General features: G+C 45.3%; 12 protein-coding genes. 7 read left to right on the top strand and 5 right to left on the bottom strand.

The window, feature by feature from the left end:
* Nucleotides 1–57: 57 nt before the first annotated feature.
* The 7 genes from DW205_RS04515 to DW205_RS04485 all read left to right on the top strand — a co-directional run bounded on the left by DW205_RS04515 (nucleotide 58) and on the right by DW205_RS04485 (nucleotide 8,027).
* Entirely contained in the window at nucleotides 58–711 is a 654-nt protein-coding gene (locus DW205_RS04515) for a DUF1349 domain-containing protein (protein ID WP_005854236.1), read from the top strand.
* Between the two features lie 183 nt (nucleotides 712–894).
* A complete protein-coding gene (locus DW205_RS04510) occupies nucleotides 895–1,449 on the top strand; it encodes a helix-turn-helix domain-containing protein (protein ID WP_005854235.1) in 555 nt (184 codons plus the stop codon).
* Between the two features lie 12 nt (nucleotides 1,450–1,461).
* Nucleotides 1,462–3,117: an AMP-binding protein gene (locus DW205_RS04505; protein ID WP_005867253.1), complete on the top strand. Its 1,656-nt coding sequence runs from the start codon at nucleotides 1,462–1,464 to the stop codon at nucleotides 3,115–3,117.
* 15 nt (nucleotides 3,118–3,132) lie between these two features.
* Nucleotides 3,133–4,206 carry a glutamate 5-kinase gene (gene proB / locus DW205_RS04500; RefSeq protein WP_005854230.1) on the top strand — a complete coding sequence of 358 codons (1,074 nt, stop codon included), beginning with the start codon at nucleotides 3,133–3,135 and terminating at the stop codon, nucleotides 4,204–4,206.
* Between the two features lie 5 nt (nucleotides 4,207–4,211).
* Complete coding sequence (locus DW205_RS04495) at nucleotides 4,212–5,459, top strand: glutamate-5-semialdehyde dehydrogenase (protein ID WP_005867252.1); 1,248 nt, start codon at nucleotides 4,212–4,214, stop codon at nucleotides 5,457–5,459.
* A 50-nt stretch (nucleotides 5,460–5,509) separates the two neighbouring features.
* Complete coding sequence (locus DW205_RS04490; protein ID WP_005867251.1) at nucleotides 5,510–6,985, top strand: HAMP domain-containing sensor histidine kinase; 1,476 nt, start codon at nucleotides 5,510–5,512, stop codon at nucleotides 6,983–6,985.
* 79 nt (nucleotides 6,986–7,064) lie between these two features.
* On the top strand, nucleotides 7,065–8,027 hold the full coding sequence (locus tag DW205_RS04485) for an N-acetylornithine carbamoyltransferase (RefSeq protein WP_005867250.1): 963 nt from the start codon (nucleotides 7,065–7,067) through the stop codon (nucleotides 8,025–8,027).
* A 199-nt stretch (nucleotides 8,028–8,226) separates the two neighbouring features.
* Here DW205_RS04485 and DW205_RS04480 read toward each other — a convergent pair whose 3' ends face one another.
* From DW205_RS04480 to rpoB, 5 genes are all read right to left on the bottom strand, one after another.
* Nucleotides 8,227–8,541 carry a DUF3467 domain-containing protein gene (locus DW205_RS04480; RefSeq protein ID WP_005854225.1) on the bottom strand — a complete coding sequence of 105 codons (315 nt, stop codon included), beginning with the start codon at nucleotides 8,539–8,541 and terminating at the stop codon, nucleotides 8,227–8,229.
* Nucleotides 8,542–8,903: 362 nt separating this feature from the next.
* A complete protein-coding gene (locus DW205_RS04475; protein ID WP_005854224.1) occupies nucleotides 8,904–9,788 on the bottom strand; it encodes an AraC family transcriptional regulator in 885 nt (294 codons plus the stop codon).
* A gap of 15 nt (nucleotides 9,789–9,803) precedes the next feature.
* Nucleotides 9,804–10,667 carry an endonuclease/exonuclease/phosphatase family protein gene (locus DW205_RS04470; protein ID WP_005867247.1) on the bottom strand — a complete coding sequence of 288 codons (864 nt, stop codon included), beginning with the start codon at nucleotides 10,665–10,667 and terminating at the stop codon, nucleotides 9,804–9,806.
* Nucleotides 10,668–10,827: 160 nt separating this feature from the next.
* On the bottom strand, nucleotides 10,828–15,123 hold the full coding sequence (gene rpoC, locus DW205_RS04465) for a DNA-directed RNA polymerase subunit beta' (protein ID WP_005867246.1): 4,296 nt from the start codon (nucleotides 15,121–15,123) through the stop codon (nucleotides 10,828–10,830).
* A gap of 76 nt (nucleotides 15,124–15,199) precedes the next feature.
* Nucleotides 15,200–19,012 (bottom strand): DNA-directed RNA polymerase subunit beta, encoded by a 3,813-nt coding sequence (gene rpoB, locus DW205_RS04460; RefSeq protein WP_005854221.1) that lies wholly within the window; start codon nucleotides 19,010–19,012, stop codon nucleotides 15,200–15,202.
* Between the last annotated feature and the right edge of the window lie 84 nt (nucleotides 19,013–19,096).

Raw genomic sequence — 19,096 nt, 5'->3', positions numbered from 1 at the left:
AATAACATTAACCTCTTACGGGAATAGAAAGAATCAAAATAAGAAATAAGAAGTAAAATGAGAAAATTAGTGTTACTGAGTTTTGTTATTGTCGCCTCTTTACAATTTTGCGGGGCGCAATCATTGGATAAGATGCAATGGTTCAACGAGCCGGAGCAATGGGAGATTAAAGACAAGTCGCTTTCCATGCAGGTCACTCCCCAAAGCGACTATTGGAGGATTTCCCATTACGGGTTTACGGTAGATGACGCTCCTTTTTATTATGCGACTTATGGGGGTGAATTCGAAGTGAAAGTCAAGATAACCGGCGATTACAAGCAGCGTTTTGACCAAGCCGGCCTAATGCTTCGTATCAATCATGAAAATTATATAAAAGCCGGTATAGAGTTCGTGGATGGTAAATACAACCTAAGCGCGGTCGTTACGCATAAGACCTCCGACTGGAGCGTTATCACCTTAGACAAAGCGATCCCTTATGTATGGATAAAAGCAGTCCGGAGATTGGACGCCGTGGAGATCTTCTACTCATTCGATGATAAGGAATACACCCTTATGCGTAACGCTTGGCTACAAGACAATATCCCCGTACAAGTCGGGTTTATGGCCGCTTGTCCCGACGGGAAAGGATTTAATGTGACATTCGAGCATTTCAAGGTAAAACACCTCCCGGATCAGCGCCGGTTAGAATGGCTAAAGAAAAATGCTGAATAAGTATTAGATGCTTATCTTTCAGACGCAGATGACACGGATTTACTATTCTTATCCGTATTATCTGCGTCATTTGTATTAAAAACAAGCCATACCTGTTAATTAGAAAAGAAAACAAGGGCTTTCACCTTCTTTTTGCTTTTTATTCCTATCTTTGGAGCGACATAATACAATAACTTCAGCAAAATGAACGAACAGATACAACAAATCGCGGAGCGTCTGGCCGGATTACGGGACGCACTGGAGATTACGCCGGAAGAAATGGCAAAGGTCTGCAACCTCACGACTGAGCAATATTTGCTGCTGGAAAGCGGCACGGTTGATATTTCCGTTAGCGTATTGCACCAGATCTCACAGGCTTATGGCGTAGAATTAACCACGTTGATGTTTGGCGACGAGCCTAAAATGAGTACGTACTTTATTACTCGTAACGGAAAAGGTGTTGCCGTAGAGCGTACGAAAGCCTATAAGTACCAATCATTGGCCGCCGGTTTCGTCGGACGTAAAGCGGACCCCTTCTTGGTAACCGTACATCCCAAACCAGAGGATGAGCCGATGTATCTCAATTCCCATCCGGGGCAAGAATACAATATGGTATTAAAAGGACGTCTGTTACTACAGATCAACAATAAAGATCTTATCTTAGAAGAAGGTGATAGTATTTATTTTAACTCAGAGCTTCCTCACGGTATGAAAGCGCTGGATGGGGAAAAGGTCAGTTTCTTGGCCGTCATTTTATAAACGATCAACAGCATGTTAGAAAGATTTATAGATAAAACGACGTTTGAGTCGCAAGAAGATTTTATTAAAAACTTCAAGATCAAGGTTCCGGAGAACTTCAACTTCGGATATGATGTGGTAGACGCTTGGGCGGAGGAAGAACCTGATAAGAAAGCGTTATGTTGGACAAACGATCATGGAGAGCATATTGATTTTACGTTTGCCGACTTGAAACGGTATACGGACCAGACGGCTTCTTATTTCCAATCCTTGGGGATCGGACATGGCGATATGGTGATGCTGATACTCAAACGCCGTTATGAGTTCTGGTTTTCTATCATCGCATTGCATAAATTAGGGGCTGTCGTGATACCGGCTACACACTTACTGACCAAGAAAGATATCGTTTATCGTGCGAATGCCGCCGATATCAAGATGATCGTTTGCGCCGGAGAGGAAGTGATAACGAAACATATCATAGAGGCTTTGCCGGACTCACCGACCGTAAAAAGTGTCGTATCCGTAGGGCCGGAAATACCGGAAGGTTTCGAGGATTTCCAACAGGGTATCCAAAACGCCGCTCCTTTCGTCCGCCCGTCTCACCCAAATAGCAATGACGATATCTCTTTGATGTATTTCACCTCCGGTACGACTGGAAACCCGAAAATGGTGGCCCACGACTTTACGTATCCACTGGGGCATATCGTGACCGGTAGTTTCTGGCACAACTTGCATAAAGACAGCCTTCACCTGACGATCGCGGATACGGGCTGGGGCAAGGCGGTTTGGGGTAAGCTATATGGGCAATGGATCGCCGGAGCGACCGTATTTGTTTACGACCACGAGAAATTCACGCCTGCTGATATGTTGCAGATGATACAGGATTACCGGATCACCTCGCTTTGCGCTCCTCCTACGATCTTCCGTTTCTTAATTCGTGAGGATATGACTAAATACGATTTATCATCCCTTCAATATTGCACGATCGCCGGCGAGGCCTTGAACCCCGCCGTGTTCGACACGTTCTATAAGTTGACCGGCATTAAATTGATGGAAGGCTTCGGCCAGACAGAGACTACGCTGACAGTCGCCACTTTCCCGTGGATGGAGCCGAAACCGGGCTCTATGGGTGTTCCCAACCCGCAGTACGATGTCGATTTATTGCGTCCGGACGGAAGCCGTGCGGAGGATGGCGAGCAAGGACAGATCGTGATACACACAACAAATGGCAAGCCTATCGGGTTATTCAAGGAATATTACCGGGACGCGGAACGTACCCGGGAAGCTTGGCACGATGGCCTGTATTACACGGGAGACGTGGCTTGGCGTGACGAGGATGGTTACTTATGGTTCGTTGGCCGCGCGGACGACGTGATCAAGAGTTCCGGCTACCGTATCGGGCCGTTCGAGGTGGAAAGTGCCTTGATGACTCACCCGGCGGTAGTGGAATGTGCTATCACCGGTGTCCCCGACGAGATCCGCGGACAGGTAGTAAAGGCCACGATCGTATTGGCGAAGGACTATAAGGATAAAGCGGGTGATGCCTTGATCAAAGAATTGCAAAATCACGTGAAACGTGTCACCGCTCCTTACAAATATCCCCGTGTTGTCGAATTCGTGGACGAACTGCCGAAAACAATCAGCGGAAAGATCCGACGGGTAGAGATCCGGGATAAAGATAATAAATAATAAATCATAACTTTCTTGAAAAGGATCGCTGTAAAAATAGGAAGTAATGTCCTGACCCGCAAGGATGGGACGCTAGATATCACCCGCATGTCCGCGTTGGTTGACCAAGTAGCGGACTTGCATCGGCAAGGTATGGAGATCGTCTTGATCTCCTCCGGTGCCGTGGCTTCCGGACGAAGCGAGATAAAGGCCGGCAAAAAGCTGGATCCCGTATCAGCCCGGCAACTGTATTCGGCGGTAGGACAGGCCAAGTTGATCAACCGGTATTACGAGTTATTCCGGGAGCATGGCATGACTTGCGGGCAAGTGCTTACTACAAAAGAGAATTTCGGGAGTCGTACGCATTACCTGAACCAGAAGCATTGCATGGAGGTAATGCTTGAAAACAAGGTGATCCCCATCGTGAATGAGAATGATACGATATCCGTAACCGAGCTGATGTTCACGGATAATGATGAGTTATCCGGCTTGATCGCTACGATGATGGGAATGGATGCCTTGGTGATTCTCAGTAATATAGACGGGATTTACAATGGAAATCCGTCGGACCCGGATAGTTCCGTGATCCGGGAAATCGAATGTGGGAAAACAGATTTGTCGGAATATGTACAGACTAGCAAATCATCCTTTGGACGCGGAGGTATGTTGACGAAATGTCATATCGCCCAAAAAGTGGCAGACGAAGGTATTGCGGTTATCATCGCCAACGGCAAAAAGGATAATATCCTTCCGATGTTATTGGCGGTGGATAGCGACACGGTCTGCACCCGTTTCATTCCGGCCTCGAAACCCGTCAGCAGCGTAAAGAAATGGATCGCCCACTCCGAGGGTTTCGCCAAAGGGGAAATACATATCAATAAAGGAGCCGAGGAAGCATTGACCGCCCCGAAAGCGACTAGCGTATTATTGGTTGGAGTAACCCGCATCGAGGGTGATTTCGAAAAAGATGATATCGTAAAGATAATGAATGAGGAAGGCGTGCAAATCGGCGTAGGCTGTACCGCCTATGACAGCGAGGAAGCACGTAAGCAAATAGGGCAACGGGATTTAAAACCGCTTATACATTATGATTATCTATATTTGGATTAAAAAGTATGAATGTAAAAGATATGCTGCGACAGGCATCGGATGCGGCTAAACAATTGATAACGCTATCGGATCAAACGATTATCGGGATCTTAAAGGAGACAGCGCAGGTTCTACGGACTCATACGGAGGAGGTACTCGCTGCGAATCGCCAAGATCTGGAACGTATGGACCCGGCAAACCCAAAATACGACCGGTTGAAACTGACAGAGGAACGGTTACAGGGTATAGCCGCCGATATGGAGAACGTATCGACATTACCTTCTCCATTAAATAAGGTCTTGAGCGAGACTACCCGCCCGAACGGAATGGTTATCCGAAAAGTAACCGTGCCTTTCGGGGTGATCGGCGTGATCTATGAGGCTCGTCCGAATGTTACCTTCGATGTTTTTTCCTTATGTTTCCGAAGCGGTAATGTTTGCGTGCTAAAGGGTGGATCGGATGCGGACTTCTCCAACCGAGCCTTGGTACGCATCATCCATTCTGTATTGGAGCGTCAGGGTATAAATCCGGCGGTATGCACTTTACTACCTCCGGATCGAGAGGCTACGGCGGAATTACTGGGAGCGGTCGGCTTGGTTGACTTAATCATTCCTCGTGGAAGCAGTTCCTTGATTCACTTCGTCCGGGAACACGCGAAAGTTCCGGTGATCGAGACTGGGGCTGGTATCTGTCATACCTATTTTGATCGCTCCGGAGATAAAGGCAAGGGACGTGAGATCGTAAATAACGCAAAGACACGGAGGGTCAGCGTATGTAATGCCTTGGATTGCTTAATCATCCACCGAGAACGTCTATCTGATCTTCCGTATATCTGTGGAAAGCTTCCGGACAGCAACGTAATCATTTATGCGGACGAACCGGCTTATGCCGCTCTATCTGAACATTATCCGGAGACGCTTTTACAACAGGCTAACGAAAACAGTTTCGGTACCGAGTTCCTCGATTACAAAATGAGTATCCGTACCGTATCCTCTTTAGACGAGGCTCTATCACATATCGCCCGGTACAGTTCAAAACATAGCGAAAGCATAATCAGCGAAGATCCGGAAACTATCCGGCGCTTCCAGCAATTGGTAGATGCCGCTTGCGTATACGCAAATGTATCTACCGCCTTTACTGATGGGGCCCAATTCGGATTCGGGGCGGAGATCGGAATCAGTACCCAAAAGCTACATGCCCGGGGACCGATGGCGCTTCCTGAATTAACGACTTATAAATACATCATAGAAGGAGACGGGCAGACGAGAATATAGGAACTCGCCTGTCTCTTTCTTCTAGAACAACACTTAAATCTAAACGAATAATGTCAACAGTAATAGATTCAAATATTTTCAATACTTTAGTTTCAAATACATTCTATTCCTGTCCTTTAGGAGGGGCTATCTATGATACGGAAGGAAATCTGATAGACTTGAATAAGGCGATGTTCGCTCATTTTTCCTTGGCGGATAAGCATGACTTTATTATAGAACATCTATTTAATAATATCGTACTAACCGATTCCTTGAAGTCATCTTTAAGAAAAGGTGACGCAATTATATGCGAAGAGCCCGTCACGTTTAAAGTAGAACCCATCTATACCGATGAACAGGGGCTTAGCGGGTATACGCTTTGGCTTACGCAGCAGGGAGAAAAAGAAACTGACAGGGAAAATAAACTATTGATGGGACAATTGAACGAGAGCCGGATATTGATGCGGCAAGCGTTGGAAGACGGTAAATTAGCCGCTTACTCATTCAGCTTCGACCGTTTCTCCACTTGCGACAAAAAGCATTGTAACCGCTGTTTTCAATTCTACGGCACGACCAATACTCTATTAGATAAAAACAGGTTTATATGTAGGGCTTTATCATCCGTACGTAAGCCCGAGGATAGTTTGGATTTCTTCTATCTGTTCAATAAAATCCGGGACGAGAAATTATCGTCTCACAACGTCACCTTCCACCTGAAGAATCAAGACGGGACTTATAAGATGTATGAAATATCGGGTAAAAGCATGGATATTGATGAAAGCGGCACCCCACATGTCATTATAGGTAGCATTATCGAAAAGGAAAACGACGAGCTAGCTATCGCGAATCATCAGAAATCCAAGGATCTTTCCCTATTGAAATCTACGTTTCTGGCAAATATGACGCACGAGATCCGGACTCCGTTAAATGCCATCGTCGGCTTCTCCGATATGTTAGGACTGGAAGATGATCCGGAAATGCGTGAACAGTATATTTCCATGATTAAAGAAAATAACACGGCTTTGCTCGAATTAATCAATGACACACTCGAGATGTCCAGAATCGAGTCCAATACGATCAATTGGTCATATGAGGATGTAAATCCGCTCGCTATCATGCACGATGTATACGAATACGCCTCTCCCCGCATATCCGAAAACGTACGGTTAATCTTGGATGATTCTCCAAACGTATCTCTTCACACGGATAAACATAAGCTTATGCTTATCTTGAAAAAACTACTTTCTAACGCCCTCCGATATACGGAGAAAGGAGAAATTCATTTCGGATACCAATCGTTGTATCCGGTCAGCGTGCAATTTTACGTGTCCGATACAGGCAACGGCATCCCGAAGGACAAACTAGGGCACATCTTCGAGCGATTCCTGCAATTGAACGAATTTGAACCGGGTACCGGATTGGGACTTTCAATCTGTAAAGGTCTGGTCACCGCCATGGGAGGTACCATTTGGGTGAACTCGGAGGAAGGGAAAGGTTCTACCTTCAGTTTCAAACTACCCATAACACCTCCGGATACGATCTCTTAAACAATTCCTTGGCCTTTCTAAAGGATAATTGACAAGTAGTCATTATCTTTGCCTTTAACAAAATATTATTGTAACAGATATGAGACATTTCACTTGCGTACAGGATTTAGGTGACTTGAAACAAGCGCTTAATGAAGCTTTCGAGATCAAGAAAGATCGTTTCCAGTTTAGTGAACTGGGAAAAAACAAGACGTTGTTGATGATATTTTTCAACTCAAGCCTACGTACCCGCTTAAGCACCCAAAAGGCTGCCATGAACTTAGGTATGAACACGATCGTTTTGGACGTTAACCAAGGTGCATGGAAGCTGGAAACAGAGCGAGGTGTTATCATGGATGGTGATAAACCGGAGCATTTGCTGGAAGCTGTTCCTGTAATGGGCTGTTACTGCGATGTGATCGGGGTCCGTTCTTTCGCACGCTTTGAGAATAAAGAAGATGATTATAACGAAAAGATATTGAGTCAGTTCATCGAGCATTCCGGCCGGCCGGTATTTAGCATGGAAGCGGCGACACGCCATCCGTTGCAAAGTTTCGCCGACTTGATCACGATAGAGGAATATAAGAAAACAGCTCGTCCGAAGGTAGTCATGACTTGGGCTCCTCATCCGAAATCATTGCCGCAAGCCGTACCAAACAGCTTTGCCGAATGGATGAACGCTACAGATTATGAGTTTGTTATCACTCATCCGGAAGGTTATGAGCTTGATCCTAGATTCGTAGGCAACGCTAAAGTGGAATACGATCAGAAGAAGGCTTTTGAAGGAGCGGATTTCATTTACGCAAAGAACTGGTCCGCTTATAAAGATCCGAATTACGGACAAGTAATCAGCACAGATCGTAGCTGGACCGTAGACGCTGAGAAAATGGCGCTTACGAATAACGCTTATTTCATGCATTGCTTGCCGGTTCGCCGCAATATGATCGTTACCGATGATGTGATAGAGAGCCCGCAAAGTATCGTAATCCCCGAGGCGGCAAACCGTGAGATCTCCGCACAAACCGTATTGAAGAAAATATTGATGGGATTATCTAATCTTTAGGATAGAGAGATAGGGTATTCTTTACGATGGGCATTCTTAGGTGTTTATAACAGGCATTCTTAACACCTAAGAATGCCCATTGTAAGCATCTAAGAATAGGCATCAAGGTTTTTCAATGTAAACGAGCCATCCCAACAATAAAAGAGTACTCCCCTACTCTTGTAGAAAAGTACTCTTTCTATGGCTGAAAACAAATCTATTAAGCCTCTCCTGTCGGACCTGCGAAGTCCTCAAAATTAGCTGTTTTGTTATTATTATTTCCTGCTTGAAGTTGCTCCCCAAATTTCTTGATATTGTCTTGCAAAGCGAATAACAAACGTTGAGCGTTATCCGGAGTTAAGATTACGCGACTTTTCACTTGTGCCTTAGGAGCTCCCGGAACCACCCGGATGAAATCTAGGATAAATTCAGAGCTTGAATGAGATATAATAGCCAAATTGGCGTAAGTTCCTTGTGCCATCTCTTCAGATAACTCGATCTGAATCTCGTTATTGGCAGGTTTGTTGTTTTCCATACTTTCTTCTTTTAAATTTATGGTGATTAAAAATTGCGAAGACAAATATACATATTTATTCTGGGTTACAAAGGGGTTGAAGACTATAAATGCAAAAACGACTACCTTCTCAGGCAGTCGTTTTCTAGTTGTGTTTTTAATTCTCAATTCTTTAGACCAATGTAAAAATACCTTTTGTGTTTGATATAATTGGTTTTGGCGTTTTAGTTAAGGTTTGTTTTGTCTAAGTGCTAATCTCTTTCACTTGAACTTTACAAAAGTAAGGGCTTTAGCAAAGACCACCAAATACTATATGTGCAATAAATAATACTATATCATCAACACTTGACACAAATCAATGTAAACATGCTTTAAATCATGTTTTAAATTATAAACCTCGAACGGGAATATTTCTCCCTGTACTCTGTAGGGGTACTCCCCCTACGCCGTTTGAATACCCGGTTGAAATTCGATAGATTATTAAAACCGCACCTGTAACATATTTCAGAAATACTGTCACTTGTATCGGTCAAACGGCATACCGCCTCGGCTACCCGGATCTCGTTCAAGTTATCGATAAATGTCTTTCCCGTCCACTTCTTCAAGAAACGCATCAATGAGGCATCGCTCATATTTGTTAACTTAGCCACTTCCGACAAGGTGATACGTTTTTGATAATTTTCGTGTAAATATAACATGATACTATCTAAACGATCGGTATCGTTATTATTATAGTTCTTTACCGTGTTCACGGCATTCAACCGACGGGCTGCTTTATCCAAAGATAGAATCTTAAGAATCTCGACCAAACGCAACAGGTTCTTGAAAGAATCCGGCTTGTTATCGTTCGACAACATTCTTAATTTATCTTGAATGCCAAGTATCATTTCCCGGCTGAAAACAAGACCACTGGAAGCGTTATCAAACATATCCTTCATGGTCTTGAAATGCCGTCTATTGATTAAGCTATCAAATAACGATTTATGAAATTGTATCGTTATCTCAAAGATCCCATTACACGGACACTTATGGTTCGAGTAAGCATGCTTCGTTCCTCCCGCGATCAACACCAAATCCAGATCATCGATTTCCTCGACCGAATCGCCAACTATCCGGATAGCACCAGCGGCATTCTCCAGATAGTTCAACTCAAACTCCATGTGTACATGTAACGGAAAATTAAACCCCGATTTCGGGCGTTGCATGACCAAGAAGCAATCTTCTGATGAAAGCGGGGTAGTTTCCTTCAATACGTCTACTTTCCCCATACACACAAAGCTTTTTTATTCGAGTATCAACGTACTGATTACCGGGCAATGGTCGGATGGGAACAGGTTATTCAACGTTTCAGTCAATACACCATGACGCAATACCTTGATATTCCCTTTCACGAAGATATAATCAATCCATTCACGCTTGTCGTAAGGGATCTTTCCAAAATCATGGAATGTCCATTCCGGGCCGTAAGTAAACCCTGCGATCGTGCGGGAATGAGTCAAATGACGAGGATCACTCGGATTAGTCAATACTTGTATCGGCTCATCAGAAGGCACGGCATTGAAATCGCCAGTCACGATTATAGGCAAATTCTCGGATAATTTCTTCGCTTGCTCCAGCACCAAAGAAGCTCCTTCATGACGAGCCACTTTCCCCATATGATCCAAGTGCGTATTCAAGAAAAAGAATTTCTTTCCCGTATTCTTATCTTTCAAGATCGCCCAAGTAGCAACACGCTCGCATGCGGCGTCCCAACCTTTCTTACCAACGGCATTTATATCTTCGGCTAACCAGAAATTACCGCTTTTCTCAACGGAGAAACGATCCTTACGATAGAAAATCGGAGCGTACTCCCCTTTCGTCTTGCCATCCTCACGACCAACACCCACATAAGCGTATTCCGGTAAACGATCAAGCAAATCATTCAGCTGATTATTCAAGACCTCTTGCGCACCGAACACATCCGCCTCATGGAATTTCACTAAATCAGCAGCGAAATCTCTTCTGAATTTCCATTGATTATCCTTATCACCCGAATTATCGTAACGGATGTTATAAGACATTACATTCATTTTCTCATCGTTGTTTTTAGCGAATAAGCAGCCAGTGGCAAATAAAGCCACCATTAAACAAAGTAAAATTCTCTTCATGATATTGATTATTATATGTTTCTTATATGTCTCAGTATTTATCTATGGTCTTTGTTACCTCGCAAAAATAAAGTTTATCCATTTATTAAGCAAATAAGGAAGAACAAAAAAGGCCGACAGATTGCTCTGCCGGCCTTTCTTTATAGTTTATTAAACGTTCCTATTCTTCATCATCTTTGTCCATGGCATTGAAATCAACCACGTTCTTGCGATTAGCGAAGATACGATCGAACTCATCCTTTGCGCCTACGATCAGCTTATCAAACTCACGCTGACCGGTACCAGCAGGAATCAAGTGACCACAGATAACGTTCTCTTTCAAACCTTCCAAACGGTCTACCTTTCCGTTGATAGCAGCCTCGTTCAATACTTTCGTCGTCTCTTGGAAAGATGCGGCGGACATAAAGCTGTTCGTCTGCAAAGCGGCACGTGTGATACCTTGAAGGATCTGGTTGGCTGTAGCCGGAATAGCGTCACGTACCTCGACCAGCTTAAGGTCACGGCGTTTCAACATACTATTCTCATCTCTCAACTTACGTGCAGTCACGATCTGTCCAGCCTGCAATGTCTGAGAATCTCCCGGATCGGTAACAACTTTCTTGCCCCAGATACGATCGTTCTCGTCCATTACCTCCAACTTATCAACAATCTGCTGCTCCAAGAAGCGAGTATCTCCCGGATCAACCACCTCTACCTTACGCATCATCTGACGAACGATAACCTCGAAGTGCTTATCGTTGATCTTCACACCCTGTAGACGGTATACATCCTGAACCTCATTCACGATATATTCCTGTACAGCCGTCGGACCTTTGATCGCCAAGATATCCGAAGGAGTGGTAGCACCGTCTGATAGCGGCATACCCGCACGGATATAGTCGTTCTCCTGAACCAATAATTGTTTAGACAGAGGAACCATATATTTCTTAACCTCACCCAACTTAGACGTTACGGTGATCTCACGGTTACCACGTTTGATCTTACCGAATCCTACCTCTCCGTCGATCTCAGATACGACAGCAGGGTTAGACGGGTTACGAGCCTCGAACAACTCGGTTACACGAGGAAGACCACCGGTGATATCACCGGCCTTACCTACGGCACGAGGGATCTTAACCAAAACCTCACCAGCTTTCACTACATCACCATTGTCTTTCACGACGTGAGCACCCAACGGCAAAGAGTAGTTCTTCAAGTAATTACCATTCTCATCCACGATATGAGCGGCCGGAGCCTTCGTCTTATCCTTAGACTCGATGATGATCTTCTCCTTCAAACCGGTAGTCTCATCACTCTCAACCTTGTAAGTTACGTTCTCTACCAAACTCTCGAACTCGATCTTACCGGAAACCTCTGATACGATTACGGCATTGAACGGGTCCCACTCGATGATCACGTCACCCTTCTTAATTGAGTCACCGTTGTTGAAGAACAACTTAGAACCATAAGGTATATTATGAGTCAACAACACGATCTTCGTGTTCGGATCAACAATGCGCATTTCAGCCAAACGGCTTACTACTACCAAATGTTTCTTTCCGCTCACCTCGTCTACCGCCTCAACAGCACGAAGCTCGTCGATCTCTAAAATACCATCATATTTAGATGTAATACTATTCTCTGTTGCGATGTTGGATGCGATACCACCGACGTGGAATGTACGCAACGTCAACTGTGTACCCGGCTCACCGATAGACTGCGCGGCAATTACACCGACAACCTCACCCTTCTGAACCATGCGGTTCGTAGCCAAGTTACGTCCATAGCACTTAGCGCAGACACCCTTCTTAGACTCACAAGTCAATACGGAACGAATCTCGACGCTCTCGATCGGAGAGTCTTGGATTGCCTTAGCGGCATCCTCACGGATTTCCTCACCGGAACGAACGATAACCTCGCCCGTAATCGGATGGATCACATCGTGAACAGATACACGACCTAAGATTCTCTCATACAAGGAAGCGATCACCTCCTCGTTATTCTTCAATTCCGTACAAACCAAGCCACGCAATGTACCACAGTCTTCCTCGTTTACGATCACGTCGTGAGAGACGTCAACCAAACGACGAGTCAAGTAACCGGCGTCGGCAGTCTTCAAAGCGGTATCAGCCAAACCTTTACGAGCACCGTGAGTAGAGATAAAGTACTCCAACACGGACAAACCTTCCTTAAAGTTAGAAAGGATCGGGTTCTCGATAATCTGACCACCTTCTGCACCACTCTTCTGCGGTTTCGCCATCAAACCACGCATACCGGACAACTGACGAATCTGCTCCTTAGAACCACGGGCACCGGAATCCATCATCATGTAGATTGAGTTGAATCCATCGTTATCCGCCGTTAATTGCTTAATCAAGATATTAGACAAGTTACTATTAACGTGTGTCCAAGTATCAATGATCTGGTTATAACGCTCGTTGTTGGTAATGAAACCCATATTATAGTTAGCCATGATCTGCTCAACCTCCTCATATCCCTTCTGAACCAACGCATCTTTTTCAGCAGGAATAAGCACATCGGCCAAGTTGAAAGACAGACCACCCTTAAATGCCATATAGTAACCCAAGTTCTTGATATCATCCAAGAACTGAGCGGTACGAGCTACGCCACAAGCCTTGATTACCCGACCGATGATGTCGCGAAGAGACTTCTTACCCAACACCTCGTTTACATAACCAATCTCTTTCGGAACAAACTCATTTACCATCAAACGACCTACAGAAGTCTCTACCATCGTCTTCACCAAGTTACCGTTCGCATCCAAATCCTCCACGTAAACATGGATCGGAGCATGGATATCCAACTTCTTCTCATTGTAAGCGATCGTAGCCTCTTCCGGACCATAGAAAGTCAAACCTTCGCCTTGTGTACCCTTGCGCAACTTGGTAATATAATACAAACCAAGCACCATATCCTGAGAAGGTACGGTAATAGGAGCACCATTCGCGGGGTTCAAGATATTGTGTGAAGCCAACATCAACATTTGAGCTTCCAAAACAGCCTCATTACCTAACGGCAAGTGAACAGCCATCTGGTCACCGTCGAAGTCGGCGTTGAATGCCGTACATGCCAACGGGTGCAACTGGATAGCCTTACCCTCGATCAATTTCGGCTGGAACGCTTGGATACCCAAACGGTGCAATGTCGGGGCACGGTTCAATAATACCGGGTGACCTTTCATTACGTACTCCAAAATATCCCAAACAACCGGTTCCTTACGGTCAACGATCTTCTTGGCAGATTTCACCGTCTTCACGATACCGCGTTCGATCAATTTACGGATAACGAAAGGCTTATAAAGCTCGGCAGCCATATTCTTCGGCAAACCGCACTCGTGCATCTTTAATTCCGGACCTACGACAATAACCGAACGAGCGGAGTAGTCAACACGCTTACCCAACAAGTTCTGACGGAAACGACCTTGTTTACCTTTCAAACTGTCGGACAAGGACTTCAACGGACGATTGGCGTCTGTCTTAACAGCGCTCGATTTACGAGAGTTGTCAAACAAAGAGTCCACGGCCTCCTGAAGCATACGTTTCTCATTACGTAAGATCACTTCCGGAGCCTTAATATCGATCAATCGTTTCAAACGGTTATTACGGATAATAACACGACGATATAAATCATTCAAGTCAGAAGTAGCGAAACGGCCACCGTCCAACGGAACCAACGGACGCAGTTCGGGAGGGATCACCGGGATCACCTTCATGATCATCCATTCCGGTTTGTTACGACCTCTGGACGCACGAAAAGACTCAACCACCTGAAGGCGTTTCAAGGCCTCGTTCTTTCTCTGTTGAGATGTGTCCGTGTTCGCACGGTGACGCAACTCATAAGAAAGAGAATCCAAGTCCAAGCGAGCCAACAGATCATAAACAGCCTCAGCGCCGATCTTAGCGATGAACTTATTCGGATCCGTATCCTCTAGCAATTGATTTTCTCTTGGAAGGCTATCCAAAATATCCAGATATTCCTCCTCAGATAATAGGTCTAACTCACCGACCGTGTCTACGCAACCCGGCTGGATCACGACGTAGCGTTCGTAATAGATGATGGAATCCAGTTTCTTGGTAGGAAGACCTAGCAAGTAACCGATTTTATTAGGCAAAGAACGGAAATACCAAATATGGGCAACAGGAACCACCAAATGGATGTGTCCCATACGTTCACGACGAACTTTCTTTTCCGTAACTTCCACTCCACAACGATCGCAGACAATACCTTTGTAACGGATACGCTTGTACTTACCGCAATGGCACTCATAGTCCTTGATCGGACCAAAGATACGCTCACAGAACAAACCGTCACGCTCAGGCTTATACGTACGATAGTTAATTGTTTCCGGTTTCAAAACCTCACCGCTGGAGTTCTCTAGGATCTCCTCAGGGGATGCCAGACCGATGGTTATTTTTGAAAAGTTACTCTTTATCTTGTTTTCTTTTCTAAAGGCCATATTATTTATTTATAAAGAGTTATCAATAGATAAAGTAGACGGGCCGTAGCCCACCTACTTCTTTATTGTTATTGAATTAATCCAGAGTGAAACTCAAACCAAGTCCTCTCAACTCGTGCAATAATACATTCAGAGATTCAGGAATACCCGGCTGTGGCATCGGATCACCCTTCACGATCGCCTCATAAGCCTTCGAACGTCCTACAACGTCATCAGACTTAATCGTAAGAATTTCCTGAAGAACATGAGCGGCACCGAAGGCTTCCAGTGCCCAAACCTCCATCTCTCCGAAACGCTGACCACCGAACTGTGCCTTACCACCTAACGGCTGTTGCGTAATCAAAGAGTACGGACCGATTGAACGGGCATGCATCTTATCGTCAACCATGTGGCCCAACTTCAAGAAGTAAGTCACACCCACCGTAGCAGGTTGGTCGAAACGCTCACCAGTACCACCATCATACAAGTAAGACTTACCGTAGCGAGGAATACCAGCTTTGTCTGTCCATTCGTTCAAATCATCCAAAGTCGCGCCATCGAAGATCGGAGTAGCGAACTTAACGTCCAGCTCACGTCCGGCCCAACCCAACACGGCCTCAAAAATCTGTCCCAAGTTCATACGAGAAGGCACACCCAGCGGGTTCAAGCAGATATCCACCGGAGTACCGTCTTCCAAGAACGGCATATCCTCCTGACGAACGATCTTTGATACGATACCCTTGTTACCGTGGCGACCGGCCATCTTATCACCTACCTGAATCTTACGTTTCTTGGCGATATAAACCTTAGCCATCTGTACGATACCTGTCGGCAGCTCATCACCGATCGTCAAGTCGAACTTCTTACGTCTCAACTCAGCGTCAAGCTCCTTGTACTTCTTCAAATAATTCAAGATAACCTGCTTGATCAACTCATTTTTCTGAGCGTCTGCCGTCCACTTGCTTACTTGGATGGAGTTATAATCCAATTCTTCCAGAGATTTGCGGGTAAACTTAGCACCCTTAGCGATAATCTCCGTATTCATATAGTCTTTAACACCTTGAGAAACCTTGCCGTTTGTAAGCACTAACAACTTATCAACTAACAAAGTCTTCAAGCTAGCCATCTTTTCTTCGTATTCCTCGTCCAACTTCGGCAAGATCGCCTTATCAGTCAATCTGGATTTACGTTTCTTGACAGCCTTCGAGAACAAAGCGGTCTCGATAACCACACCGCGCAAAGACGGAGTAGCCTTCAAGGAAGCATCCTTCACATCACCCGCCTTATCACCGAAGATAGCACGCAACAACTTTTCCTCCGGAGATGGATCAGACTCACCTTTCGGAGTGATCTTACCAATCAAGATATCACCCGGCTCGATGCGAGCACCTACACGAACGATACCTCTCTCATCCAAATCCTTGGTAGCCTCTTCGCTGACGTTAGGGATATCGGAAGTCAATTCCTCCATACCACGCTTTGTCTCACGTACCTCAAGGATATACTCGTCAACGTGAACAGACGTAAAGAAGTCCTCGCGAACCATACGCTCGTTCAACACGATAGCATCCTCATAGTTATAACCCTTCCAAGGCATGTAAGCCACCTTCACGTTACGTCCCAAAGCAAGCTCGCCTTTCTGGGTTGAGTAACCCTCGGTAAGGATATCGCCGGCTTTCACACGTTGTCCGCGATGACAGGTCGGTTTCAAATCGACTGTCGTACTTTGGTTGGTCTTACGCCATTTCGGGATATTATATGTCTTAACCGCATCCTCGAAGCTAACGAATTCCTCGTCCTCCGTGCGGTCATATTTAATCTTGATACAAGTAGCATCAACGAACACAACCTCGCCCTCACGCTCAGCCATAATCTGAGTACGAGAGTCACGAGCAACCTGCGCCTCGATACCGGTACCAACGATCGGAGCGTCCGTACGCAACAAAGGAACCGCCTGACGCATCATGTTAGATCCCATCAACGCACGGTTAGCGTCATCATGTTCCAAGAACGGGATCAGTGAAGCCGCGATAGAAGCGATCTGCTGCGGAGCCACGTCCATCAAGTCAATCTCAGAAGGAGGGACAACAGGGAAGTCAGCCTCGAAACGAGCCTTCACCTTATCGCGGATAAACTTACCGTTATCATCCAATGGAGCATTACCTTGAGCGATTGTCAACTCTTCCTCTTCCTCCGCCGTGTAGTATTGCAAGCCTTCCTCAGAGAAGTCGACCTTTCCATCTGCCACCTTACGGTACGGAGTCGAGATGAAACCAAGATCGTTGATCTTAGCGTATACACATAAAGAAGAGATCAAACCAATGTTCGGACCTTCCGGGGTCTCAATCGGACAAAGACGACCATAGTGCGTATAGTGAACGTCACGAACCTCGAATCCGGCACGCTCTCTAGACAAACCTCCCGGACCTAGGGCTGATAAACGACGCTTGTGCGTGATCTCCGCCAACGGGTTCGTCTGGTCCATGAACTGAGACAAGGCATTCGTTCCGAAGAAAGAGTTAACCACGGAAGAAATCGTCTTCGCATTGATCAAATCAATCGGAGTAAACACCTCATTATCGCGAACGTTCATACGTTCACGAACTGTACGTGACATACGAGCCAAACCAATACCGAACTGGTTATACAATTGCTCGCCAACCGTACGTACACGACGGTTGCTTAAGTGGTCGATATCATCCACGATAGCCTTCGAGTTGATCAACTCGATCAGGTACTTGATGATCTCGATAATATCTTCTTTAGTCAAGACCTTAACATCAGCGCTTGTAGTAAGGCCTAACTTCTTGTTGATTCTGTAACGTCCCACCTCACCCAGATCATAACGTTTCTCTGAGAAGAACAGGTTCGTGATAACCTCGCGTGCGCTAGCCTCATCAGCCGGTTCCGCATTTCTCAACTGTCTGTAGATATACAACACAGCTTCCTTCTCGGAGTTACTCGGGTCTTTCTGGAGCGTATTATATATGATAGCATAGTCGGACAGATTCTGGTCCTCACGATGCAACAAGATATTTTGCGTGCCTGAATCCAAGATAGCCTCGATATTGTCACTATCCAATACAGACTCACGGTCGATGATTACATCGTTACGTTCAATAGAAACCACCTCACCAGTATCCTCATCTACGAAATCCTCCACCCAAGTCTTCAAAACACGAGCGGCCAGCTTACGTCCGATAAACTTCTTCAGGTTTGCTTTCGTTACCTTCACCTCTTCCGCAAGGTTGAAGATTTCAAGAATATCTCTATCGCTTTCAAAACCAATAGCTCTCAAAAGAGTAGTTACAGGCAATTTCTTTTTACGGTCGATGTAAGCGTACATCACATTGTTGATGTCCGTAGCGAACTCGATCCATGACCCCTTGAACGGGATAATACGTGCGGAGTACAACTTCGTTCCGTTTGCGTGCGTGCTTTGTCCGAAGAATACGCCCGGAGAACGGTGCAGCTGAGACACGACAACACGCTCGGCGCCGTTGATCACGAAAGTACCTCTGTCCGTCATATACGGGATCGGACCTAAGTATACATCTTGGATCACCGTATCGAAGTCCTCATGATCCGGGTCCGTACAGTACAGTTTTAACTTCGCTTTTAAAGGCACGCTATAGGTTAACCCGCGAGCGATACACTCATCGATACAGTAACGAGGCGGATCTATATAGTAATCTAAGAACTCCAACACAAAATTGTTACGGGTATCCGCAATCGGGAAATTCTCGGCAAATACCTTATACAATCCCTCCTTCTTTCTCTTTTCAGGAGGAGTGTCAAGTTGAAGAAAGTCTTGGAACGACTTCAATTGAACTTCGAGAAAGTCCGGATACGGGAACTGATTCTTTATCGAAGCAAAATTAACTCTTTGGTTTTCAGCTGTTGAAGACATCTAGTAAGGAATTTATTGAACTTATTGAAATTATAGACACAAAAAGGTTAAGAGTCTTCGTAGTCGGAGACTCTTAACCAAATC

Origin of the sequence: Parabacteroides sp. AM17-47, from assembly GCF_003434625.1 — a bacterium.
In the GTDB taxonomy this organism is placed as follows: domain Bacteria; phylum Bacteroidota; class Bacteroidia; order Bacteroidales; family Tannerellaceae; genus Parabacteroides; species Parabacteroides distasonis.
The sequence above is the reverse complement of the archived record's forward strand: the minus strand, read 5'-3'. Positions and strand labels throughout refer to the sequence as shown.

Coding starts and splice junctions, on each gene's coding strand:
- DW205_RS04515 (WP_005854236.1), top strand. CDS start 58: ATGAGAAAATTAGTGTTACTGAGTTTTGTTATTGTCGCCTCTTTACAA.
- DW205_RS04510 (WP_005854235.1), top strand. CDS start 895: ATGAACGAACAGATACAACAAATCGCGGAGCGTCTGGCCGGATTACGG.
- DW205_RS04505 (WP_005867253.1), top strand. CDS start 1,462: ATGTTAGAAAGATTTATAGATAAAACGACGTTTGAGTCGCAAGAAGAT.
- DW205_RS04495 (WP_005867252.1), top strand. CDS start 4,212: ATGAATGTAAAAGATATGCTGCGACAGGCATCGGATGCGGCTAAACAA.
- DW205_RS04490 (WP_005867251.1), top strand. CDS start 5,510: ATGTCAACAGTAATAGATTCAAATATTTTCAATACTTTAGTTTCAAAT.
- DW205_RS04485 (WP_005867250.1), top strand. CDS start 7,065: ATGAGACATTTCACTTGCGTACAGGATTTAGGTGACTTGAAACAAGCG.
- DW205_RS04480 (WP_005854225.1), bottom strand. CDS start 8,541: ATGGAAAACAACAAACCTGCCAATAACGAGATTCAGATCGAGTTATCT.
- DW205_RS04475 (WP_005854224.1), bottom strand. CDS start 9,788: ATGGGGAAAGTAGACGTATTGAAGGAAACTACCCCGCTTTCATCAGAA.
- DW205_RS04470 (WP_005867247.1), bottom strand. CDS start 10,667: ATGAAGAGAATTTTACTTTGTTTAATGGTGGCTTTATTTGCCACTGGC.
- rpoC (WP_005867246.1), bottom strand. CDS start 15,123: ATGGCCTTTAGAAAAGAAAACAAGATAAAGAGTAACTTTTCAAAAATA.
- rpoB (WP_005854221.1), bottom strand. CDS start 19,012: ATGTCTTCAACAGCTGAAAACCAAAGAGTTAATTTTGCTTCGATAAAG.